Annotated in this window: 19 protein-coding genes; 14 read left to right on the top strand and 5 right to left on the bottom strand. The window is 72.4% G+C overall.

The window, feature by feature from the left end:
• The first annotated feature begins 36 nt into the window (after positions 1-36).
• The 4 genes from L3K22_RS05400 (at position 37) to L3K22_RS05385 (ending at position 3,231) form a co-directional block, all read left to right on the top strand.
• A complete protein-coding gene (locus L3K22_RS05400; RefSeq protein ID WP_029360186.1) occupies positions 37-951 on the top strand; it encodes a F0F1 ATP synthase subunit gamma in 915 nt (304 codons plus the stop codon).
• Positions 952-1,013: 62 nt separating this feature from the next.
• On the top strand, positions 1,014-2,486 hold the full coding sequence (atpD, locus tag L3K22_RS05395) for a F0F1 ATP synthase subunit beta (RefSeq protein WP_053917592.1): 1,473 nt from the start codon (positions 1,014-1,016) through the stop codon (positions 2,484-2,486).
• A complete protein-coding gene (locus L3K22_RS05390; protein WP_263310496.1) occupies positions 2,483-2,764 on the top strand; it encodes a F0F1 ATP synthase subunit epsilon in 282 nt (93 codons plus the stop codon). The genes atpD and L3K22_RS05390 overlap by 4 nt, the downstream gene beginning before the upstream one ends.
• A gap of 17 nt (positions 2,765-2,781) precedes the next feature.
• A complete protein-coding gene (locus tag L3K22_RS05385) occupies positions 2,782-3,231 on the top strand; it encodes a DUF2550 family protein (protein ID WP_263310495.1) in 450 nt (149 codons plus the stop codon).
• Positions 3,232-3,339: 108 nt separating this feature from the next.
• On the opposite strand, the gene L3K22_RS05380 is transcribed toward L3K22_RS05385, so the two are convergent.
• On the bottom strand, positions 3,340-4,578 hold the full coding sequence (locus L3K22_RS05380) for an N-acetylglucosamine-6-phosphate deacetylase (protein WP_263310494.1): 1,239 nt from the start codon (positions 4,576-4,578) through the stop codon (positions 3,340-3,342).
• A 34-nt stretch (positions 4,579-4,612) separates the two neighbouring features.
• Entirely contained in the window at positions 4,613-5,320 is a 708-nt protein-coding gene (nucS, locus tag L3K22_RS05375; protein WP_010549588.1) for an endonuclease NucS, read from the bottom strand.
• A gap of 232 nt (positions 5,321-5,552) precedes the next feature.
• Between nucS and L3K22_RS05370 the strand changes: the two genes are divergently transcribed.
• The 3 genes from L3K22_RS05370 (at position 5,553) to L3K22_RS05360 (ending at position 8,655) form a co-directional block, all read left to right on the top strand.
• Entirely contained in the window at positions 5,553-6,539 is a 987-nt protein-coding gene (locus L3K22_RS05370) for a hypothetical protein (RefSeq protein ID WP_263310493.1), read from the top strand.
• A gap of 41 nt (positions 6,540-6,580) precedes the next feature.
• Positions 6,581-7,624 carry a hypothetical protein gene (locus tag L3K22_RS05365; protein WP_263310492.1) on the top strand — a complete coding sequence of 348 codons (1,044 nt, stop codon included), beginning with the start codon at positions 6,581-6,583 and terminating at the stop codon, positions 7,622-7,624.
• Between the two features lie 137 nt (positions 7,625-7,761).
• Complete coding sequence (locus L3K22_RS05360; RefSeq protein ID WP_263310491.1) at positions 7,762-8,655, top strand: co-chaperone YbbN; 894 nt, start codon at positions 7,762-7,764, stop codon at positions 8,653-8,655.
• 113 nt (positions 8,656-8,768) lie between these two features.
• Here the strand turns inward: L3K22_RS05360 and glgB are convergent, their stop codons facing one another.
• The 3 genes from glgB to glgX form a co-directional block, all read right to left on the bottom strand.
• Positions 8,769-10,979 carry a 1,4-alpha-glucan branching protein GlgB gene (glgB, locus tag L3K22_RS05355; RefSeq protein WP_263310490.1) on the bottom strand — a complete coding sequence of 737 codons (2,211 nt, stop codon included), beginning with the start codon at positions 10,977-10,979 and terminating at the stop codon, positions 8,769-8,771.
• Between the two features lies 1 nt (position 10,980).
• Positions 10,981-13,008: an alpha-1,4-glucan--maltose-1-phosphate maltosyltransferase gene (locus L3K22_RS05350; protein ID WP_263310489.1), complete on the bottom strand. Its 2,028-nt coding sequence runs from the start codon at positions 13,006-13,008 to the stop codon at positions 10,981-10,983.
• Positions 13,009-13,104: 96 nt separating this feature from the next.
• The gene (gene glgX, locus L3K22_RS05345; RefSeq protein ID WP_263310488.1) at positions 13,105-15,315 is read right to left on the bottom strand and encodes a glycogen debranching protein GlgX; all 2,211 of its coding nucleotides are present in this window, start codon (positions 15,313-15,315) and stop codon (positions 13,105-13,107) included.
• Positions 15,316-15,635: 320 nt separating this feature from the next.
• Between glgX and L3K22_RS05340 the strand changes: the two genes are divergently transcribed.
• Genes L3K22_RS05340 through L3K22_RS05310 form a run of 7 tightly spaced genes read left to right on the top strand, consistent with a single transcriptional unit; the run spans position 15,636 to position 22,409 of the window.
• Entirely contained in the window at positions 15,636-16,826 is a 1,191-nt protein-coding gene (locus tag L3K22_RS05340) for an AAA family ATPase (protein WP_263310487.1), read from the top strand.
• Between the two features lie 24 nt (positions 16,827-16,850).
• Complete coding sequence (locus tag L3K22_RS05335) at positions 16,851-17,747, top strand: DUF58 domain-containing protein (RefSeq protein WP_263310486.1); 897 nt, start codon at positions 16,851-16,853, stop codon at positions 17,745-17,747.
• On the top strand, positions 17,734-18,249 hold the full coding sequence (locus L3K22_RS05330; RefSeq protein WP_263310485.1) for a hypothetical protein: 516 nt from the start codon (positions 17,734-17,736) through the stop codon (positions 18,247-18,249). Before L3K22_RS05335 ends, L3K22_RS05330 begins: the two co-directional genes overlap by 14 nt.
• Positions 18,246-19,262, top strand: a complete 1,017-nt coding sequence (locus L3K22_RS05325; RefSeq protein WP_239639325.1) for a vWA domain-containing protein — start codon at positions 18,246-18,248, stop codon at positions 19,260-19,262. Before L3K22_RS05330 ends, L3K22_RS05325 begins: the two co-directional genes overlap by 4 nt.
• Positions 19,262-20,257 (top strand): vWA domain-containing protein, encoded by a 996-nt coding sequence (locus L3K22_RS05320; RefSeq protein WP_263310484.1) that lies wholly within the window; start codon positions 19,262-19,264, stop codon positions 20,255-20,257. Before L3K22_RS05325 ends, L3K22_RS05320 begins: the two co-directional genes overlap by 1 nt.
• Positions 20,254-21,219, top strand: a complete 966-nt coding sequence (locus L3K22_RS05315) for a hypothetical protein (protein WP_263310483.1) — start codon at positions 20,254-20,256, stop codon at positions 21,217-21,219. Before L3K22_RS05320 ends, L3K22_RS05315 begins: the two co-directional genes overlap by 4 nt.
• A complete protein-coding gene (locus tag L3K22_RS05310; protein ID WP_263310482.1) occupies positions 21,216-22,409 on the top strand; it encodes a cysteine desulfurase family protein in 1,194 nt (397 codons plus the stop codon). Before L3K22_RS05315 ends, L3K22_RS05310 begins: the two co-directional genes overlap by 4 nt.
• Positions 22,410-22,503: the final 94 nt, after the last annotated feature.

Genomic DNA, 22,503 nt, shown 5'->3' with positions numbered 1-22,503 from the left:
CCGCCGGCCACGCACCGATCTCGCACGAGGAGAGCAATGGGAGCCCAGCAGAGGGTATACAAGCAGAGGATCCGCTCCGCCCAGGGGATGAAGAAGATCTTCAAGGCCAAGGAGATGGTCGCGGCCTCGCGCATCGCCAAGGCGCACGCCAGGGTGGAGGCGACCACGCCGTACGCCGAGGCGCTCACCCGCGCGATCGGCTCGGTGGCGACGCACTCCACGGAGATCTCGCACCCGTTCCTGGACAGCGAGCGGCACGAGACCGGCCGCGTCGGCATCCTGATGATCACCGCGGACCGAGGCATGACCGGCCCCTACTCGCACAACGTGATCCGGGCTGCCGAGCAACTGGCCAACACGCTGCGCGACGAGGGCAAGACCCCCGTGATGTACGTCGTCGGCCTCAAGGGCGAGTCGTACTACCGGTTCCGCAACCGGCCCCCGCACCGCGCGTGGACGCCGTACAAGGAGAACGAGATCCCGGAGCTCGGGCGGGAGATCGCCTCGGTGCTCACCGAGGACCTCCTCACCGAGGACCCTGAGGTCCACCTCGATGAGATGTACGTGGTCGGCACCCGCTTCGAGTCCCGGTTCCTCCAGCGCACCACGTCCGTCCGCATGGTGCCGATGGGCCTGGTCGAGGCGGGCGCCGAGCAGGACGCGCCTACCTACCCGCTCTACGAGTTCGTGCCGGACGCGGACGCGGTGATCGAGGAGCTGCTGCCCCGGTACATCCGCTCGCGCATCACCAACATCCTGCTGCAGGCGATGGCCTCCGAGCACGCCTCCACGCAGCGTGCGATGAAGACCGCGACCGACAACGCCCAGACGCAGATCGACAAGTTCACCCGGTTGGCGAACTCCGCCCGCCAGGCGGAGATCACCCAGGAGATCACGGAGATCGTCGGCGGCGCCGACGCGCTCTCGGGATCCGGCCGCACCGAACGCTGAGACATCCGCCGACAGATTGTGGCCGACCTCGCCCCAGCGTCGGCTCGACATGGAGAGAACACATGACCACCACCACTGACAGCCAGGCCCCCGTCGCCTCGGCGCCGACCGCCACCGGGCGCGTCGCGCGCGTCACCGGCGCCGTCGTCGACATCGAGTTCCCCCCGGGGAACATCCCCGACCTCTACAACGCGCTGACCATCCAGATCGAGGACACCGGCTCGGGCCTCGAGGCGTCGACCCTGACCCTCGAGACCGCCCAGCACCTCGGCGACGGCATGGTGCGCGGCATCGCGCTGAAGCCCACCGACGGCGTGGTCCGCGGCCAGGCCGTGACCGACACCGGCGCCCCGATCTCGGTGCCGGTCGGCGATGCGACCCTCGGCACCGTGTTCGACGTGATCGGCACCCCGCTGAACAAGCCCGCCGATCAGCTGCAGATCTCCGAGCGCTGGCCCATCCACCGCAAGGCACCGAACTTCGACCAGCTCGAGTCGGCCACCCAGATGTTCGAGACCGGCATCAAGTCGATCGACCTGCTCACCCCGTACGTCAAGGGCGGCAAGATCGGCCTGTTCGGCGGCGCGGGCGTGGGCAAGACGGTGCTCATCCAGGAGATGATCTACCGCGTGGCCAACAACCACGACGGCGTGTCGGTGTTCGCGGGCGTCGGCGAGCGCACCCGTGAGGGCTGGGACCTCATCGAGGAGATGACCGAGTCCGGCGTCATCGAGAAGACCGCCCTGGTCTTCGGCCAGATGGACGAGCCGCCGGGCACCCGTCTGCGCGTCGCGCTCTCGGCCCTGACCATGGCCGAGTACTTCCGCGACGAGCAGGCGCAGGACGTGCTGCTGTTCATCGACAACATCTTCCGCTTCACCCAGGCGGGCTCCGAGGTCTCCACCCTGCTGGGCCGCATGCCCTCCGCGGTGGGCTACCAGCCGAACCTGGCCGACGAGATGGGCGTTCTCCAGGAGCGCATCACCTCGACCCGCGGCCACTCGATCACCTCGATGCAGGCGATCTACGTCCCGGCCGACGACTACACCGACCCGGCCCCGGCGACGACCTTCGCCCACCTCGACGCCACCACGGAGCTCTCGCGAGAGATCGCCTCGCGCGGCCTCTACCCGGCGATCGATCCGCTGGCCTCGACCTCGCGGATCCTCGACCCCCGCTACGTGGGCCAGGACCACTACGACACCGCGGTGCGCGTGAAGCAGATCCTCCAGCGCAACAAGGAGCTGCAGGACATCATCGCGATGCTGGGCGTGGACGAGCTGTCCGAGGAGGACAAGGTCATCGTCTCGCGGGCACGCCGCATCCAGCAGTTCCTCTCGCAGAACACCCACCTCGCCAAGCAGTTCACCGGCGTGGACGGCTCGGACGTCCCCATGAAGGACACCATCGAGGGCTTCAAGGGCATCTGCGACGGCGAGTTCGACCACATCACCGAGTCGGCCTTCTTCAACGTGGGCGGCATCGACATGGTGCTGGAGAACCAGCACCGCATCGACAAGGAGCTCGGCGCGTGAGTGCGCTCGAGGTCACCTTCGTCACCGCCGACCGGACCGTCTGGACAGGGCAGGCCTCGCAGGTGGTCGTGCCCGCGATCGACGGCTCGATGGGCATCCTGCCGCAGATGCAGCCGACGCTCACGATCCTCGGCGACGGCGTCATCCGGATCCACGACCTGGACGGCCACGTCGACGAGCGCTTCGTGTCGGGCGGCTTCGTCTCCGTGGACTCCGACGTCGTGACCATCGGCGTCGACGATGCGGAGGCCCAGGCGCCGCACGCCGACCGGATCTGAGCGGCGGCGCATCGCAGATGGACGACAAGGGCATCCCGATCCTCCTGGTGGGGGTCGGGATGCTCGTCGTTCTGGTGGTGCTCGCAGTGATGCTGGTCGCCCAGCGCCAGGTGCTGGGCTCGCGCACCCGGGGTGCCTTCGAGTGCTCGCTGCAACGGCGGGGGATCGTGGGCGGTGAGCGCTGGCAGCACGGCATGATGCGCTTCGGCACCGACCGCCTGCGCTGGTTCCGTGCGTTCTCGGTGCGGATCGGTCCCGAGGTCGTGATCCGCCGCGGTGAGATCGTCGAGGTGAACCGGCGCCGGCTCCCGGCCCGTGTCGAGGGCGGCCAGGAGGCCTACCTGCTCGCCTTCACCCTGCGCGACCGCCGCGAGGTCCACGCGATCGTCGACCTCGTCCCGGGTGCGGCGCTGAACTCCTGGCTCGAGGCCGCACCGACCGGCCTCGTCATCGGGGACGCGGACTGAGCCGAGCGGTCGGCGGCGGCGCCGAACGGACTCAGGCGGCGCCGGGCCGACGCCGACCTGCGCGGGTCGACCCGGCCGGGCCGAGCGGAGAGCAACCGGGCCCTGGCCTCAGACCTCCCGGCCGCCCCGCAGCACCGTGACCGGGCGCAACGCGCGGTCCACCATCAGCACATCGGCCCGGCACCCGGTGGCCAGCGCCCCGATGTGCTCCTCGAGCCCCAGCACCCGGGCAGGAACGGTCGAGGCCGCGCGGACCGCCGCGACCAGGTCGACTCCGGCCTCGAGCACCGCATGGCGCAGCACCTCGACCAGGTGCGCGGTCCCGCCCGCGATCGCCCCGCCCTCGGTGAGCGTGGCGACGCCCTCCTCGACGGTGACGTCGAGTGCGCCGAGCCGGTAGCGGCCGTCGGCCATCCCGGCGGCGGCCATCGCGTCGGTGACCAGCACGACGCAGTCCGCCGCGGCGATCGAGAAGACGTGCGCGACGGTGCGCGCATCGAGGTGCACGCCGTCGGCGATCACCTCGACCACCATCTCCCCGCGCGAGGCGGCATCGAGTGCCGCGAGGGCCGGGCCCGGGTCGCGGTGGTGGATCGGGCGCATGCCGTTGAAGAGATGGGTCGCCGTGGGCAGCGGGGAGCGCCCGCGGCGGCGACGCAGCGCCGCGATCGAGCGGTCGACGGCGCGGGTCATCTCCGCGCTGCCGCCGTCGGTGTGGCCGAGCGAGGGGATGGCGCCGCTGCCCGCGAGCGCGTCGATCACCTCGTCGGCCCCGGCGGCCTCGGGGGCGACGGTCATCGTCGCGAGGGCGCCGCCGGCGATCTCGGCGAGCTCGCGCACCAGCGCCGGGTCGCCGTCGGTGAGGTGGGCGGGGTTCTGCGCGCCGCGGCGGGCCTCGGAGAGGAAGGGGCCCTCGAGGTGGATCGCGGTGATCTCCCCGTCGCGGTGGAGACCGGCGAGCTGGGCGACCTTCTCGCGCAGGGTCGCGGCGTCGGCGGTGACGAGGGAGGCGACGAGGGAGGTGGTGCCGTGCCGGCGGTGCTCGAGGACCGCCTCGAGCATCTCCTCGGCGCCCTCGGAGTCGGGGAAGGAGGCGCCGCCGCCGCCGTGGCAGTGCAGGTCCACCAGCCCCGGCAGGATCAGCCCGTCGTGCTCGAGGACGCGGCTGTCCTCGGGAAGGAGCTCGGCGGGCGCGTGGGCGGCGGGGCCTGCCCAGAGGATCCGCTCCCCGGCGCAGAGCACCAGGGCGTCGGGGACCAGCCCCTGCTCGAGCACGGCGGTGCCGCGCAGGGCGAGATCCGCGGGCGGCGCGAAGAGGTCGGTCGGCACGGGCACGTCGGTGGGCATGCGCACTCCCGGGGTGGATCGAAGGGGACGGGGCTCAGAACAGGCGCGACTCCGCGTCGTCGATGCCGCGCAGGGCGTCGTAGTCGAGGGTGACGCAGTCGATGCCGCGGTCGCCGGCCAGCACCTTCGCCTGCGGCTTGATGGCCTGGGCGGCGAAGATGCCGCGCACGGGGGCGAGCAGCGGGTCGCGGTTCAGCAGGTCGAGATAGCGGGTGAGCTGCTCGACGCCGTCGATCTCGCCGCGGCGCTTGATCTCGATCGCGACGGTGCCGCCGTTCTCGTCGCGGGCGAGGATGTCCACGGGGCCGATCGCGGTGAAGTACTCACGGCGCACCAGCGACCAGCCGTCGCCGAGCGTCTCGATGTTCTCGGCGAGGAGCGCCTGCAGATGCGCCTCCACGCCGTCCTTCTGCAGGCCGGGATCGACGCCGAGCTCGTGGGAGGAGTCCTCGAGCACCTCGTGCAGCCGCACCCGGAGGCGATCGCCGGACTTGTCGTGGACCACGTCCCACTGCTCGATCCAGTCGCCCTCGGGATCGGACTCCGCCTCGGCATCGTCACGGCGCGAGGTGGTCAGCGTGCAGGGCGGGCTCATCCAGTTCAGGGGCTTGTAGCTGCCGCCGTCGGAGTGCACGAGCACGCTTCCGTCGGCCTTGACGATCAGGAGCCGGGGAGCGAGCGGCAGGTGGGCGGTGAGTCGACCGGTGTAGTCGACGGAGCAGCGGGCAACGACGAGACGCACCCCGACAGGGTACGACACCTGCGGCGGGCCTCTGCCGACGCGGCGGGGCGCGCCGGGAGCCGCGACGGGGGAGCGGCCCGGCGCCGACGAGAGGGCGATGAGAGGGGTGTGAGAGGTGCTTCACCCCGGGTGCCCATGCTCACGGGGGCCTGGTCGCCGACGCGCCGTGCTCGTATCGTGGAGCGGTCCCGTGTCCGGGGCCTGGCGGCCCCCATTGAAGGAGCAATCCACCGTGCAACGACTCCTGGCCGTCCTGCTGGTCCTGATCGGACTGATCGGGCTCGTGCTCGGCCGTCTGGGCGAGACCACCTGGGCCCCCGAGACCGAGACCACCGCCACGGCGACCCTGGAGGATCCGGGTCCCGCCGTCGTGATCGACCCGGGCGTGCTCTACGTGGGCGGCGAGGAGGGGAAGGTCGTGATCGAGGGCGCCTCCGACGTCTCCGTGATCACCGCCTCGAACAGCGACATCGACGCCTATCTCGAGGGCGTCCACCACACCCGCGTCACCGGCGCCTCCGACTGGAGCACGCTGAGCACCGAGGACGTCGAGCCCGACGGCGCTGCGGAGATCTCCGACCCGACCGGCTCGGACCTCTGGCGCTCCGTGGACACCTCCGCCAGCCCCTACACGCTGGACATCGCCGAGTTCTGGGCCGCGGAGAACGGCGAGAACGAGCAGGTCTACCGCTCCCTGCTGATCGTCACCGACGGCACCGCCGCCGGCGCCGACAAGATCTCGATCACCTGGCCGGTGGACGACGAGAACGAGTGGGTGCCCTACGCCTATGCCGGCGGCGCCGCGATTGCCGTGATCGGTCTGGTGCTCCTGGTCGTCTCGATCGGCCGCCGCGGCGACGAGGGCGAGGACGAGCTGCTCGAGGAGCCCCAGGAGGCGCGCTCGAGCGAGGCGCGCACGTCGCTCGCCACGGGCGGCGCCGCAGCCGGCGCCGCGGCAGGCGGCCTGTCCGATGACCGGGACCGCTCCGACACCGACGGCGCCGACACTGACGCAGACGGCGCCGACGCCCCGCGCGCCGAGGGCCCCCTGGACGCCCCCGGCGCCCGCGAGGTCGGCGAGCAGAGCGTGTGGTCCTTCGGCGACCGGGCCGACGACGCGGGGACCGGCGCCGACGGCACCGCCTCCGACGCCGGCTCCTACGCCGGCTCCCAGGACGCGGACCCCTCCGGCGACGACGCGGACCAGGAGCGACGATGACCCCCCAGACGCTGCGCGGCCCCGCGCGGAAGGACAATGTGATGAGCACTCGACCCGTCGGCCGCCGTGGCCTCCTGCTCGGAGCCGGTGGTGTGCTCGCCACCGGTCTGCTCGCCGCCTGCGGCTCCGAGCCGTCCGCACCGCCGGCGCCGCCCACCGGCAAGCAGCTCGCCGAGCCCACGCCCGTGCAGACCACCGAGCAGATCGAGCAGATCGTGCCCGAGGTCAACGCCGCCGTGGTCGCGGCCGACGAGGCGAAGGACGCCGCGAAGCTCGCCCCGCGCGTCTCCGGCTCCGCCGCGGAGTTCCGCAAAGCCGTCTACGGCCTGATCGAGAAGGCCCCCGAGTGGGCCGAGGACCTCAAGGTCCCCGGCGCCGGGACGATCGTGCCCATGAGCTCGGTCAGCGCCGAGTTCCCGCGCGTCGCGATCGCGCTGGTCGAGGATTCCGTGCAGGACGGCGTGCCGTATTTCCTGGCGATGCAGCAGAAGGACGCGAAGTCCGGCTACACCGCCTGGGGCTGGGCCCAGCAGGCGGTCGGCGTGGACATGCCCACCGTCCCCAACGCCGTGGTCGGCTCCGAGGCGCTCACCGCCGACGCCGAGGGCCTGGTCATGACCCCGGCGCAGGCGCTCGAGCTCTACGCGAAGGTGCTCACCGACGGCGACGCCGCGGACCCCGACGACAAGCTCGCCGCGAACCCCTTCCAGACCGGCACGCACAAGCGCATCCAGGCCGAGCGCAAGGAGCTCAACAAGGGCGTGGAATGGGACGAGGCAGGCACCATCCGCGAGACCTACTCCGTGCGGGACGGCGAGCTCGCGGGCCTGCGCACGGAGGACGGCGGCGCGATCGTGATGGCGACGCTGATGTCCTCGCGCAAGGTCGCGATCAAGGACGGCGCGACCATGCGCTACGCGGAGGACAACAAGTACACCAAGGTGATCGGAACCCGCGAGTTCACCAAGCAGTACGTGCGCGAGTTCGGCACCCACGTGGCCCTCTTCATCCCCTCGGCCGACGCCGGGGGCCAGGTCCAGCCGATCGGCGCGACCCAGACCGCGCTCGCCGCCAGCGGGGAGTGACCCACGGGCGGTGATCGTCCGCGAGAGCCGGCGCCGCCGGCACCGTGATCCGCGTCCGGTCCCGTCGGCCCTGGGGCCGCTCCCGGCGGCCACTCCCTAGACTGGTGCCGTCACGCACCCGTCGAAGGAGTACCTCCGTGTCCGATCCGTACGGCATCATCGATCTCGCCGCGCTCAAGCAGCCCGCAGACGGCACCGGGGCGACCGACGCGGGGGAGCCCTCCGCGCACGAGGTCGCCGTCACCGAGCAGGGCCTCGAGCAGCTCATCGCCGACTCGCAGCAGATCCCGACCCTCCTGCTGGTCACCAGCGGCCGGGTGCCCGAGGGCCCGACCTATCTCGCCGCCCTGCGCCGCGGCGTCGACGCGAAGGGCGGCGCGCTTCGCCTGGCCGTGGTCGACGCCGATACCCAGCAGCGGGTCGCCGCCGCGCTGCGGGTCCAGCAGCTGCCCACGCTGCTGCTCCTGCTGCAGGGCCAGCTGCAGCCGATCGTCGACTCCGTGCTGCCCGAGGCGGAGATCGACGGCCTGCTGAACCAGGTCGTCGACGTCGCCCGCCAGCAGGGGATGGAGCTGCCGAGCGGCGAGGCCGAGCAGGCCGCCGCTCCCGAGGAGCCGCTGCCGCCGCTGCTGGCCGAGGCCTACGAGGCGATCGAGCGGGGCGACCTCGACGCCGCCGTCGCCGCCTATCGCAAGCAGCTCCAGGAGAGCCCCGCCGACGGCGAGGCGAAGGCGGGCCTCGCCACCGTCGAGCTGATGCGCCGCACCCAGGGCGCGGATCTCGCCGCCGCCCGTCAGGCCGCGGCCGACGCCCCCGGCGATCTCGACGCCCAGCTGCTGGTCGCCGATCTCGACATGCTCGGCGGCCACGTCGAGGACGCCTTCACCCGCCTGCTGGACCAGCTGCGCGGCGCGGACCAGGAGACCAAGGACGCGGTGCGAACGCGCCTGCTGGAGCTGTTCGAGGTCGCCGGCGCCGACGACCCCCGCGTGGCCCCGGCCCGCAAGCGCCTCGCGAACCTCCTGTACTGAGTCGCGCCGCGCGCCGCCCTGCGCGTCACGTGATGAGCCGCTGTGTTCCACTCCTGGAGCACAGCGGCTCATGACATTGCGGCAGCCCTGGCGGCGGGCCGCGCCCCTCGGGCTCAGCCCTCGCGCAGGCGGGCGGGGGCGAGGACCACGGCGCCGAGCGGCGGCACCGAGAGGCGCACCGAGTGGTCGCGCCCGTGCTGGGGGAGGGGCTCGGCGTGGACCCGTCCCAGGTTCCCGACCCCGCTGCCGCCGTAGACCGGGGCGTCGGAGTTCAGCACCTCGAGCCAGTCCCCGCCCTCGGGCAGCGGGATGCGGTGATCGTGCCACGGCTCGGGCGAGAAGTTCACGACCACGACCACGGGATCGCCCGCCTCGTCGCGTCGGAGGAAGGAGAGCACGTTGTGCTGCGCGTCGTCGCCGATCAGCCACTCGAAGCCGCCCGGGTCCTGGTCCCGCTGGTAGAGCGCCGGGAACTCGGCCTGGACGGCGTTGAGGTCGCGCACGAGCTGCTGCGCCCCGCGGTGCAGCGGGTACTCCAGCAGCCACCACGGCAGCCCGGCCTGCTCGGACCACTCGGTGCCCTGGGCGAACTCGATCCCCATGAACACCAGCTGCTTGCCCGGATGGGTCCACTGGAAGGTGAGATAGGAGCGCAGCGTCGCGGCCTGCTGCCAGTCGTCGCCCGGCGCCTTGCGCAGCAGCGAGCCCTTGCCGTGGACGACCTCGTCGTGGCTCAGCGGCAGGATGAAGTTCTCCGAGTACTGGTAGACCATCGAGAAGGTCAGCTCGCCGTGGTGGTACTGGCGGTTGATCGGGTCCTGGCCCAGGTACTGCAGGGTGTCGTGCATCCAGCCCATGTTCCACTTGAACCCGAAGCCGAGGCCGCCGGTCTCGGTGGGGCGGGTGACGCCCGGGAAGGACGTGGACTCCTCGGCGATCATCACGATGCCGGGCGCGCGCTTGTACGCGGTCGCGGTGGTCTCCTGCAGGAAGGCGATGTTCTCGAGGTCCTCGCGGCCGCCGTGGCGGTTGGGCACCCACTGGCCGTCCTCGCGCGAGTAGTCGAGATAGAGCATCGAGGCGACCGCGTCGACCCGCAGCCCGTCGACGTGGAACTCCTCGAGCCAGTAGCAGGCGTTGGCGACCAGGAAGTTGCGCACCTCGTGGCGGCCGGTGTCGAAGATGTACGTGCCCCAGTCCGGATGCTCGCCGCGGCGGGGATCGGCGTGCTCGTACAGCGGGGTGCCGTCGAAGCGGCCCAGCGCCCACTCGTCCTTGGGGAAGTGGGCCGGCACCCAGTCCATGATCACGCCGATGCCGGAGCCGTGGAGGGTGTCGATGAGGTGGCGCAGCTCGTCGGGGGAGCCGAGCCGGGAGGTGGGCGCGTAGTAGCCGGTGACCTGGTAGCCCCAGGACCCGCCGAAGGGGTGCTCGGCGACCGGCATGAACTCCACGTGGGTGAAGCCCATCTCGGCGACGTACGCGGTGAGCTCCTCGGCGAGTTCCCGGTAGCCCAGGCCCGGCCGCCAGCTGGCCAGGTGCACCTCGTAGATCGACATGCGGGAGGAGACCGCCTCGGTCGAGGCGCGCTCGGCGAGCCAGTGGTCGTCGGTCCATTCGAAGTCGCTGACGGTGATCACGGAGCCGGTCGCGGGCGGCACCTCGGCCGCGCGCGCCATCGGGTCGGCCTTCTCGCGCCAGGTGCCGTCGGGCCCGAGGATCCGGAACTTGTAGACCTCGCCGGCCCCGACCCCGGGCACGAACAGCTCCCAGACGCCGGAGGTGCCCAGCGAGCGCATCGAGTGCAGTCGACCGTCCCAGCTGGTGAAGGAGCCGATCACCTGGACGGCGCGGGCGTTCGGCGCCCAGACGGCGAAGGAGGTGCCCTCCACCCCGTCCACGGTGCGCACGTGCGCACCGAGCGCCCGCCACAGCTCCTCGTGGCGGCCCTCGCGGATCAGGTGCAGGTCGAGCTCGCCGATCGTGGGCAGGAAGCGGTAGGGCTCCTCGAGATCGACCCAGTTCTCCCCGGCGGACCAGGTGACCCGGATCCGGTAGGAGGGGACCTCCGCCAGCGGCAGGGCGACGGTCCAGATCCCGTCGTGCTCGTGCTCCATCGCGTGGGCGGAGCCGTCGGGCAGGAGCACCGCGACCTCGCTCGCGAAGGGCTTGAGGGTGCGCACCGTGACGCCGCCCTCGTACTCGTGGGCGCCGAGCACGGCATGGGGCTCGTGGTGGCTGCCGGTCGCCGTCGCGCCGAGCTCGTGCTCGCCCAGCGGCATCACCGGGACGGGACGGTCGGTGCTCTCCGTGGTGTGGGACATGTCAGCTCTCCTCGGGGTGGACGATGCGCAGCACGTGGGCGGGCCGGTCGGCGGCGCTCAGGATGACGAAGGGCTCCCGGTCCCAGCGGAACCGCTCGCCGGTGAGCAGGTCCTCGACCTCGAAGCTCCCCTCGACGCCGAGCGCGTCGAGCTCGAGGTGCAGCCGGGTGGAGGCGTCGCGGTCGTGGGCGGTCAGGGAGACGACCAGCACCGTGTCGGGGCGGCCCGTGCCGCTCGCGTCGGCGTCGAGGTGCTTGGAGAAGACCAGCACCTGCGGGTCGTCGGCCTCGTGGAAGCGGATGGTGGTGAGGGTCTGCAGCGCGGGGTGCTCGCGCCGGATCCGGTTCAGGGTGCCCAGCAGCGGCTCGAGGCTCTCGCCGCGGGTGAGCGCGCCGGTGTAGTCGCGGGGCTTGTACTCGTACTTCTCGTTGTCGATCTGCTCCTGCGCGCCGGGCCGGGGGACGTCCTCGACCAGCTCGTAGCCGGAGTAGATGCCCCAGGTCGGCACGAGCGTGGCGGCGAGGATCGCGCGCAGCACGAAGGCGCGCCGCCCGCCGGAGCTCATGTACGGGGTGAGGATGTCGTGGGTGGTGGGCCAGAAGCTCGGGCGCATGTAGGGCGCCGCCTCGACCAGCTCCTCGAGGTACTCCTGCAGCTCCTCGGCGCTCTCGCGCCAGGTGAAGTAGGTGTAGGACTGGTGGTAGCCGACCTTGCCCAGGGTGTGCATCATCGTCGGCCGGGTGAACGCCTCGGCCAGGAAGATCACCTCGGGGTGCTTCTCCGCGAACTCCGCCAGCAGCTCCTCCCAGAAGCGCACCGGCTTGGTGTGCGGGTTGTCGACACGGAAGAGGGTCACGCCGTGGGCGACCCAGTGCTCGAGCACGTCGCGGATCGCGGCGTAGAGCCCCTCGTAGTCGGTGTCGAAGCTGAGGGGGTAGATGTCCTGGTACTTCTTCGGGGGGTTCTCGGCGTAGGCGATGGTGCCGTCGGCCCGCACCACGAACCACTCGGGGTGCTCCTGCACCCACGGGTGGTCGGGGGAGCACTGCAGGGCGATGTCGAGGGCGACCTCGAGGCCGAGCTGCTTCGCACGGGCGACGAAGGCGTCGAAGTCCTCGATCGTGCCGAGGTCGGGGTGGATCGCGTCGTGGCCGCCCGCGGGCGAGCCGATCGCGTAGGGGGAGCCGGGATCGCCCGGCTGCGTCTCCAGGGTGTTGTTGCGCCCCTTGCGGAAGGTGGTGCCGATGGGGTGGATCGGGGTCAGGTAGGCGACGTCGAAGCCCATCTGCGCGATCCGGTCCAGGGAGCGGGCGGCGGAGCGCAGCGTGCCGGAGGTCCAGCCGTGCTCGGGGTCGAAGTGCGCGCCCTCGGAGCGGGGGAAGAACTCGTACCAGGAGCCGTACAGGGCGCGGCGGCGCTGCACCTCCAGGCGGAAGGGGCCGGCGACGGTGACGCCCTCGCGCAGCGGCCGCTCGGCGAGGATGCCGCGCAGGTCGGCGGCGAGCGCCGGGGCGACCCGGGCGGTGACCGGCAGGCCGGGGGAGCGCAGCGACTCGAGCGCGGCGGAGACCACCGGCCCGTCGGAGGCCGGTCGCGTGCCCTCGGCGATCTCGGCGAGCACCCGCTCGAGCACGAGCACGCCCTCGTCGCAGGTCAGCTCCGGGTCGACGCCGGCGGGGATCTTCACCTCGGCCACATGGGCCCAGGTGTCGTACGGGGCGGAGAAGGACTCGATCCGGAAGGTCCAGCTGCCCAGCTCGTCGGGCCGGATCGTGGCCTCCCACAGGTCCAGCCCCGGGTTCGTCGAGCGCAGCGGCCGACGGGTCTCGACCCCGGTGGGGGAGACCAGCACCAGCTGCACGCCCATCGCGTCATGGCCCTCGCGGAAGGAGTTGACGCGCACCGCGACGGTCTCGCCCTCGACGCAGCGGGCGGGGAACCTCCCGCCGTCGACGACGGGCTGGACGTCCATGATCGGGATGCGGCCGATCCCGGCGTCCAGCCCCGTGCGGAAAGTGGTCTCGGACATGGCCTCTCCTGCCTGAGCGCTCCCTGGTCACAGGGCGCTCTGCGACGATCGCGGTGACTGACCTCACGATAGCCGCTCGGGGAGGGGCGGCGTGACTCAGGGAGCGATGCCGAGCACCACGACGCCGCCGGGCGCGACGGTGACCGTGCGGTCACCGACCGGTCCGGGCGGCAGGTCCTCGGGGGACTCCAGCGCCGTGTCCAGCAGCACCTTCGCCGCGCCCTGCGGCCAGGGGGCCTCCGGCAGGCGCACCTCGGTCGCATCCGCGGCGCCGGAGAGTATCACCAGCAGGTGCTCGGCGCCCTCGCGGCCGTGGACCGCCGGGCGCAGCATGACCAGCACGTGCCGGGTGGGATCCATCCACTCCTCGTGCGCCATCGGCGCCCCGGTCTCGTCGAACCAGGCGATCTGTCCGGCGTCGAGCTGCTCCGGGTCCGCCGGGCGCAGGAAGTGCGGGGCCCGCAGCTGGGGGTGCTCGCCGCGCAGCTGGAGCAGGCGCACCACGGTCGCGCGCAGCCTCTCCGCCGCTGCGGTGCGTCGCCAGTCGACCCAGGAGATCTCGTTGTCCTGGCAGTAGGCGTTGTTGTTGCCGCGCTGGGTGCGGCCCCGCTCGTCGCCCGCGGTGAGCATCGGGGTGCCCGACGCCAGCAGGAGCGTGGCCAGCACGCTGCGGGCGGTGCGCCGGCGGGCGGCCTCGATCTCCTCGCGGCGCGGGTCGCCGGGTGGGAGCTCGCCCTCGTGGCCGTGGTGGAAGGAGCGGTTGTCCGAGGTGCCGTCGCGGTTGTCCTCGCCGTTGGCCTCGTTGTGCTTGGACTCGTAGGCGGTGAGGTCGCGCAGGGTGAAGCCGTCGTGGGCGGTGACGTAGTTGATCGAGGCCCAGGGGGCGCGCAGGCTGCGCCCCTCGGGCAGGCCCGGCGGGTCCTGACGGGTGAACATGTCCGAGGAGCCGGCCAGGCGCGTGGCGACGTCGCGGACCCCGCCGATCCCCGGCTCGCCGGTGCGCTCGCGGGCGGCGCGGTCGGCCAGCCAGAAGGCGCGCACGTCGTCGCGGAAGGCGTCGTTCCACTCGGCGAAGGGGGCGGGGAAGTTCCCCGTCTGCCAGCCGCCGGTGCCCACGTCCCACGGCTCGGCGATGAGCTTCACGTCCCGCAGCACGGGGTCGGTGACGATCGCGCGCAGCAGCGGGTGGTCGGCGCGGAAGCCGCGGTCGTCGCGGCCGAGCGTGGTGGCGAGGTCGAAGCGGAACCCGTCCACGTGCACCTCCTGCACCCAGTAGCGCAGGGAGGCGAGGACCAGGTCCATCGTGTGCACGGAGCGGGGGTCGAGGGTGCCGCCGGTGCCGGTGACGTCCTGGGGGACGCCGTGGTCGGTCCAGTAGTACTCGAGGTTGTCCAGGCCGCGCAGCGAGAGGGAGGGGCCGTCGCCGCCGCCCTCGGCGGTGTGGTTGTAGACCACGTCGAGGATCACCTCGAAGCCGGCCTCGTGCAGGCGGCGCACCATGGTCTTGACCTCCTCGAGCACCGCCTGGGCGCCGGCCTGCTGGGCGGCGGCGGTGGCGAGGGAGGGGTCGGGGGCGAAGTACGAGATGGTCGAGTAGCCCCAGTAGTTCGTCAGCCCCAGCCGGGTCAGGTGCGGCTCGTCCATCGCGGCGTGGATCGGGAGCAGCTCGATGCTGGTCACGCCCAGGTCCCGCAGATAGCCGGTGACGGCGGGGTGGCCGAGCCCGGCATAGGTGCCGCGCTGCTCCGACGGCAGCTCCGGGTGCAGCCGGGTGAAGCCCTTGACGTGCAGCTCGTAGAGCACGGTCGCGTCCCAGTCGACCATCGGCCGCAGGTCGTCCTGCCAGTCGAAGGCGTCGTCGACCACCACGGACCACACGGCGGAGTCGCCGCTGTCGACCTCGCTGCGCTGGGGGACCTCGTCCCGGCGGTCCAGCATCGCGTCGACCTCGAAGGGGAAGAAGGCGCTCAGCAGAGGGGAGGAGTGGGAGACGCCGCGCGCCCAGGGATCCAGCAGCAGCTTGCGCGGATTGGCGAGCATCCCGCTGCCGGGTTCCCACGGGCCGTCGACCCGCAGCCCGTAGCGGGTGCCGGGGGTTATGCCGGTGACGTGGTCCCAGTGCAGGCCCCCGTCGTAATGGCGCAGCCTCTGGAGGTGCTCGGCGGCGCCCTGGCGGAGGCACAGGTCCACCGCTCGGGCGCGGGGGGCGGCGACGGCGAAGGTGCCCCGTCCCTGCTCGTCGACGACGAGGCCGGGTGAGGTGGGGGCGACGGGCGGGGTCGCGCGGTCGAAGCGGTCTGCAGGCACGGCCCCAGTGTCCCAAACCGGCCTCCGCCGTCCCACTCGAGGTGGGCGGGGTCTCCCGGGCGGAGGCTGATCCCGTGCACGGCGGATCCCGTCCGGGGCGGGCGCGTCGGCGGGCGGCGTCCCCGCCCGGTGCCGTCGGACCGCTAGGATCGGTGCGGTGGTGCGGCCCCGTCGCCGACGGGGAGGCGCCGCCGGCTGGGCCGCGGACGCCTCGGCGTCCGGCCGCCTCGGGGGAGGGGCCGGAGCGCCCCTGGACCTCTGCACGGCGGTCACCAGCACCGACGGCACGAATCGATCGCATGACGGGGGATCCGCAGCGCATGAGCATTCCACCCACCCAGCAGCCCGGGTCCTCGGCGCGCCCCCCGGCGCCGCCCACCCGCCCCGCGCCGCAGGGCTCGGCCCCGAGCGCCTCCGGACCGGGCGCCCCCGGACCGGGCGCCCCGCCTCAGGGCGTCCAGGGCCAGGCGCCCCAGGGCCACGGCGCCCCTGCGCGACGGCCCGGCGGCTTCGCCCCCGCCGCCCGCGCGATCTCCCCCGGCGATCTCGAGCGCAGCGGCGCGATCGTCTCGACGATCACGAAGGTGTTCCAGTCCCGCGTGGTGGGCCAGGAGAACCTGCGCCTGTCGCTGCTGACTTCGCTCGCCGCCGGCGGGCACGTGCTGCTGGAGTCGGTGCCGGGCCTGGCGAAGACCACCGCCGCGAGCGCGCTGGCCTCCTCGATCACGGGCTCCTTCGCCCGTATCCAGTGCACCCCCGATCTGATGCCCAACGACATCATCGGCACCCAGATCTTCAACTACGGCTCGGGCACCTTCACCACCCAGCTCGGGCCGGTCCACGCGAACGTGGTGCTGCTGGACGAGATCAACCGCTCCAGCGCCAAGACGCAGTCGGCGATGCTCGAGGCGATGCAGGAGCGGCAGACCTCCATCGGCGGCGAGGTGTACCGCCTGCCCGAGCCGTTCATGGTGCTGGCGACCCAGAACCCGATCGAGGAGGAGGGCACCTACGTCCTCCCCGAGGCGCAGATGGACCGCTTCCTGATGAAGGAGATCCTCACCTACCCGCGCCCCGCCGAGGAGCACGAGATCCTCGACCGCTCCACCACCGGCAGCCTCACCGGCCCCCGCGAGGCGGTCGGCAGCGTCACCCTCGAGGACGTCCGCTTCCTGCAGCAGATGGTCGACCAGGTCTACGTCGACCCCGCCGTGAAGCGGTACATCATCGACCTGGTCTTCACCACGCGCGGCTCCGGCCCCCGCCCCGTCCCGAACCTCACCCAGTCGGTGCGCGTCGGCGCGAGCCCCCGCGGCTCCCTCGCGCTGATGCGGGTGGGCCAGGCGCACGCCCTGCTGCACGGCCGCGACTACGTCACCCCCGACGACGTGCGCGCCATGCGCTACGGAGTGCTGCGCCACCGCCTCGTGCTGACGTTCGACGCGCTCGCCAGCGGCATCAAGCCCGAGCAGATCATCGACGCGGTGTTCCACGCCGTGCCGATGCCCTGACCGGCCGCGCACGAAGGGACCACGATGGCGACCTCGCTCCTCACCCGGGTCAAGGCCCGGGTGGACCTGCACACCTCGAACCGGGCGCGCGGCCTTGTCCAGGGCCGCGGCCGTTCGCTGTTCAAGGGCAGCGGCGAGGACTTCGACGACCTGAAGTACTACCAGCCCGGTGACAAGATCTCCGACATCGACTGGAAGGCCACGGCCCGCTCCGGCGAGCCGCTGATCCGCCAGTTCAACGAGGAGCGGGTGCGGCACCTCTCGATCGTGGCGGACACCTCCTCGTCGATGGCGGCGACCGCGGCCGACGGCTCCTCCAAGCGGGACGCGATGGTCCTCGCCGCCGGGATGGTGTGCTTCCTGGCCCAGAAGAGCGGCGACCTGGTCGGCATGGTCGGCGGCAGCGAGTCCTCCCCGCTCCAGCTGCCCTCCCGCTCCAGCGACGGTCATCTCGAGCTGCTGCTGCGCACCATCCAGCAGGGCACCACCACGGCGTCCCCGAGCGCGGACAGCGCCTGGCTTCTCGAGCGCGCCTTCCGCGTCACCACCCGCTCGACGCTGATGACCCTGATCACCGACGAGGCCCATCCCTCCGTGGAGGACTTCACGCTGCTGCGCCGCCTGACCACCCGCCACGACCTGCTGGTGATCCGCATCGCCGATGCGGACCCGCTGCAGGGCGAGGAGCTCGACCACGACGTGGTCGACGTCGACGTCCCGCGCGAGATCGCGTCCATGGCGCGCACCTCGGCGAAGGTCGCCCGGGACGTGGCCGCCTACCGCCGCGCCCGCAGCGAGGGCATCACCGAGATGCTCGACCGCCTCCACGTCAGCCACCTGCTCACGCGCGGCGAGACCACGGTCGTGGACGACATGATCGCGATGCTGCGCGCCCGGGAGTACCGCCATGCCCGTGCCTGACCCGCTGCTGCGCCCCGCCGCGCGTCTGCTCGCCGAGCCCGCGCCCGGCGAGATCATCGACCCGCCCCAGTACTCGATCGCCTGGGTGATCCTCGCGGTGCTCTGCGTGCTGGTGATCATCGCCCTGGTCGTGGGGACGCTGAAGATCACCCGCGCGATCGAGAAGCGGATCGCCTACCGCTCCCGCCCCAGCGACCTCGAGTCGCTGAAGGCCGAGTTCCTGCGCGCCGTGAACGAGCTCGCCGACCGGCACGAGGCCGAGGAGCTCGGCGCCCGCGAGGGCCACCACGAGCTCACCGGCGTCATGCGCCGCTTCGTGGGGCGCACCACCGGCCACGACGTCACCAGCCAGGACCTCGCCACGCTGCGCGCCGATCAGCGCACCCGCGCGGTCGGCGAGCTGATCGCGGATCTCTACGAGCCCGACTTCGCCCTGGCCTCGGACCGCGAGCTGCGGGAGTCGGTGCGGCGCGCGCGCGAGGTGATCCGGGAATGGTCATGACCTTCTGGTGGGTCACCGCCCTGCTGCTGCTGGCCGCGATCGTGGTCTGGGCGATCACGTTCTGGAACCGTCGCTCCCTGCGCCGCTCCCCGGTGCTGATCGCGAACTCGCAGTACATGGACCGGATCCCGAGCTTCGCCCGGGCCCAGCGGGCCGCCCGCGTGGTGCGCGCCGCCCAGGTCGGCATCGCCGTGCTCGCGGTGCTCGCCGCCTCGCTGCTCTCGGGCCGGATCGCGAGCGAGCGGATCGAGACGCCCGAGTTCGCCAGCCGCGACATCGTGCTGTGCCTGGACGTATCCGGCTCGATGTACGAGTACGACACCGAGATCCTCTCCACCTTCGCGGAGATGGTCGACTCCTTCGAGGGGGAGCGGGTGGCGCTGACGATCTTCAACTCGACCAGCCGCACCGTCTTCCCGCTGACCAACGACTACGACCTCATCGAGCGCGAGCTGCGCGAGGGCGCGGAGGCGATCGACTTCGACGAGTTCGGCTACCGGCTCGGGAACAAGGACTATCCCGAGGAGAAGGTGCGCCAGTACGTCGAGTTCGTCGAGGGCACCAAGGGCATCCCCGACGAGGCCTCGATCGTGCCCGACGGGCTCGCGTCCTGCGCGCAGGTCTTCGACCAGGCGGAGCAGGACCGGTCGCGCTCGATCATCTTCGCGACCGACAACGAGGTCAACGGCGAGCCGGTGTTCACCCTGCAGGAGGCGACCCAGCGCGTCGCCGACCGCGAGATCGACCTGTACACCTTCTATCCCGGCGCCTACGAGTGCGGCCCCGGCTGCTTCGAGGAGCTGCAGACGGCGACCGAGGACCAGGACGGCGAGCTGTACGAGTCCTCCGACCCCCAGGCGATCCCCTCGATCATCGGCGAGATCCAGAAGAACCAGGCCGAGGTGCTCGGGGCGGAGCCGTCCGTGGTGCGCACCGACCATCCCGCGATCGGCTTCACCCTGACCTTCCTGTCCCTGGTGGGGATCCTCGTGCTGGGCTGGAGGTCGCGCTGATGCACCTCGAGATGCTGATGCCCCTGTGGGCGATCATCCCGCTGTTCGGGGCGATGCTGGTGCTGTGCACGGTGATGCTCGTGCGCCGTCCCCGCCAGCGGGGAGCCTGGGCGCGGCGCACCCTGATGGTGCTGCTGCTGCTCGTGGTCGCGCTGCGTCCGGTGACCCCGATCGAGGGGGAGGAGACCCAGCGCATGAACGCGAACGTGTTCTTCGTCGTGGACCGCACCGGGTCGATGAACGCCGAGGACTACGCCGGCGAGCAGCCGCGCCTGGAGGGCGTGAAGCAGGACATGCAGCAGGTGATGTCCATGACCGAGGGCGCCCGCTACTCGATCATCGCCTTCGACTCCACCGCCACCGAGCAGCTCCCGCTGACCACCGACGCGGGCGCCGCGAAGGCCTGGGTCGACACCCTGACCACCGAGCCCACCGCCTATTCGACCGGCTCCAACGTGGACCGGCCGCTGCCGTCCCTGCTGAGGGAGATCTCCGACGCGAAGCGCGAGGACCCCGACTCGTCCGTGCTGGTGTACTTCCTCTCCGACGGCGAGAACACCGACGAGCAGGAGTCGGAGTCCTTCTCGCAGGCTGCCGGCTTCGTCGACGGCGGCGGCGTGCTCGGCTACGGCACGGCCGAGGGCGGGCCGATGAAGATCGAGGGCGGCGAGGACCACGGCGAGTACATCACCGGCTCCGACGGGCAGCCCGGCATCTCCACGATCGACGAGCAGCAGCTGCAGACCATCGCGGGCGAGCTCGGCGTGCCGTATCTGCACCGCACCGACCCCGAGGCCCCGATCGAGGGCACCATGGACGGCATCACCCTGCGCCCGGTCCCGACGGAGTCCACCCGCGGCGTGGCGAGCTTCGACGACTGGTACTGGCTCGCCTCGATCCCGCTGACGGCCCTGCTGATCTGGGAGCTGGGGGAGATGACCTACCGGCTCCCGCGCCGGCTGGACCGCCACGACATCCGAGGAGCACAGCGATGAGCACGTCCCTCGACCCGCGCCCCGCGACGCCGGCCCACGACGAGTCCCGGCCGCCCGCGCTCGCGCAGGACACCCGCGGCAGCGCGAAGGACTTCGGGCTGAACCGGGCCCGGCTGCGGAAGGTGCGGATCATCGTGTTCGCGATCCTCGCCCTGCCGATCCTGGCCCTGTCCCTGCTGGCGCTGAAGTTCGTCTCCATGCCGATCGCGCAGGCCACCCACCTGGACGCCTACGGGGAGCAGGACTACCCGGCCGCGATCGAGCGCCTCGCCCCGGTGCAGGTCGCCAACTGGTTCGAGCCCTATCTCCCGCACCTCTCCGAGGGCACGGCCCTCCTCCAGCAGGGGGAGGACGCGGCCGCGGAGGCCGAGCTGCGGATCGCGCTGGAGGAGTGGAACTCCCACAGCGACCTGAACTCCCCGATGCACGCCCAGTGCAAGATCCTCAACAACCTCGCGCTCTCCATCGAGCGCCAGGCCGACCTGATCGAGGACCCCCAGGCCCGTGCCGACCGACTCTTCGAGGCCGAGGAGCTGCTCGCTCCGTGCGCCGGCGGCGGAGGCGGCGGCGAGGGCGAGGGGCAGGGCCAGGGCCAGGGTGGCGGAGGCGGCGGCGAGGGCACCGGCAACGAGGACTCCGAGACCACCGAGGAGAACGGCGAGCGGGTCGAGGAGAAGCGCCGCGGCGCCGACGAGGAGGCCGGCAACGATCCCGACGAGCGCGGCACCGAGCAGGGCGGCGAGGGCGAGGAGCAGGGCGGCATGCCCCAGCAGCAGGACCCCGGCGAGCCGAAGCAGGACGACCCCGAGGGCGACGGCCCCGAGGAGGAGAAGCCCACCGACGGCCCCTCCGAGGAGGACAGCAAGGACGACGAGGTCGAGCAGCGCAACCGCGACGCCCAGGGCGGCGACGGCGGCGACGAGACCGGCGGCCCCCCGCAGGACCCGGAGCGTCCCTGGTGACCGCCGACGCGACGAGCGCGGAGCGCGCCTACCTCGACCACGCCGCGACCACGGTCCTGCGCCCCGCCGCCCGGGATGCCTTCCTGGAAGCCTCGACCGCCTGGGGAAATCCCTCCTCGGTCCACACCGCGGGCCGGCGCGCCCGCGGAGTGCTCGATGAGGCGCTGAGTCGCATCGCGGAGCTGCTCGGCGTGCCCCGCAGCTGGCTGATCATGACCTCCGGCGGCACCGAGGCGGACAACCTCGCGCTGCGCGGCGCGCCGCTGGGCGTGCGGGCGAAGGACCCGGCCCGCAGCGCGGTCGCGGTCGCCGCGACCGACCATCCCGCCGTGCTCGCCACCGCCCGTGCTCTCGCCGCCGGCCCCGACCAGTTCGCGCTGCGCGAGCTGCCCGTCGACCCCCACGGCGTGCTGCGGCCCGACGGGGTCGAGCTGGCGCTGGCCGACTCCCGCGTCGGCGTGCTCAGCGCCGCGCTGGTGAACAACGAGACCGGCGCCGTCCAGGACATCGCCGCGCTCGCCGAGGCGGCCCGCGCCCACGGCACCCTCCTGCACACCGACGCGGTCCAGGCCGCCGGGCACGTGACTCTGCCCGGCTCCGAGGACGTGGACCTGATGTCCCTGTCCGGGCACAAGATCGGAGCCCCCGTCGGCGTCGGCGTGCTCGTGGCGCGGCCGGGCGTGCCCTTCGCCCCGACCAGCACCGGCGGCGGACAGCAGCGCGGGGTCCGCTCCGGCACCCTCGACGCCGCCCAGGCCGCGGCCTTCGCCGCCGCGCTCGAGGAGGCGCTCGCGGAGCGGGAGCAGCGCTCCGCCGAGGTGCGGCAGCTCGCCGCGCGCCTGCGCCGCGGGATCGCTCAGATCGACCCGTCGGTCCGCTTCACCCTGCCGGAGGACTCCCCGCAGTCCGGGCACATCCTCCATCTCGTGCTGCCCGGCGCCGACAGCGATGCGCTGCTGTTCCTGCTGGACGAGCGCGGGATCGACTCCTCCGCGGGCTCGGCCTGCTCGGCCGGGGTCACCCAGGCCAGCCCCGTGCTCGCCGCGATGGGCGTCTCCGACGAGGACTCCCGCGGCGCGCTGCGGCTGTCGCTGGGCTGGACGAGCACCGAGCGCGACGTCGAGCTGCTGCTGGCCGCGCTGCCGGAGGCGCTCCAGCGGGCCCGTGCCGTCGGCTCCCTGCGCCGCTGAGCACGGGGCGCATCTCACGTCCCCGGGGCTCTGGGGGAGGGTTCCGGCTCCGTAGACTCGTGGGGATGCGCCCGCAGGGGCGGGCAGGGACGCA

The sequence above is a fragment of the Brachybacterium atlanticum genome, from assembly GCF_025669985.1.
GTDB lineage: Bacteria > Actinomycetota > Actinomycetes > Actinomycetales > Dermabacteraceae > Brachybacterium > Brachybacterium conglomeratum.
This window is presented reverse-complemented; position numbering and strand designations above follow the sequence as displayed.

Coding starts and splice junctions, on each gene's coding strand:
- L3K22_RS05385 (WP_263310495.1), top strand. CDS start 2,782: ATGGACGACAAGGGCATCCCGATCCTCCTGGTGGGGGTCGGGATGCTC.
- glgB (WP_263310490.1), bottom strand. CDS start 10,979: ATGTCCCACACCACGGAGAGCACCGACCGTCCCGTCCCGGTGATGCCG.
- L3K22_RS05380 (WP_263310494.1), bottom strand. CDS start 4,578: ATGCCCACCGACGTGCCCGTGCCGACCGACCTCTTCGCGCCGCCCGCG.
- L3K22_RS05350 (WP_263310489.1), bottom strand. CDS start 13,008: ATGTCCGAGACCACTTTCCGCACGGGGCTGGACGCCGGGATCGGCCGC.
- L3K22_RS05315 (WP_263310483.1), top strand. CDS start 20,254: ATGAGCACGTCCCTCGACCCGCGCCCCGCGACGCCGGCCCACGACGAG.
- L3K22_RS05400 (WP_029360186.1), top strand. CDS start 37: ATGGGAGCCCAGCAGAGGGTATACAAGCAGAGGATCCGCTCCGCCCAG.
- atpD (WP_053917592.1), top strand. CDS start 1,014: ATGACCACCACCACTGACAGCCAGGCCCCCGTCGCCTCGGCGCCGACC.
- L3K22_RS05365 (WP_263310492.1), top strand. CDS start 6,581: ATGAGCACTCGACCCGTCGGCCGCCGTGGCCTCCTGCTCGGAGCCGGT.
- L3K22_RS05340 (WP_263310487.1), top strand. CDS start 15,636: ATGAGCATTCCACCCACCCAGCAGCCCGGGTCCTCGGCGCGCCCCCCG.
- L3K22_RS05335 (WP_263310486.1), top strand. CDS start 16,851: ATGGCGACCTCGCTCCTCACCCGGGTCAAGGCCCGGGTGGACCTGCAC.
- L3K22_RS05325 (WP_239639325.1), top strand. CDS start 18,246: ATGACCTTCTGGTGGGTCACCGCCCTGCTGCTGCTGGCCGCGATCGTG.
- L3K22_RS05330 (WP_263310485.1), top strand. CDS start 17,734: ATGCCCGTGCCTGACCCGCTGCTGCGCCCCGCCGCGCGTCTGCTCGCC.
- L3K22_RS05320 (WP_263310484.1), top strand. CDS start 19,262: ATGCACCTCGAGATGCTGATGCCCCTGTGGGCGATCATCCCGCTGTTC.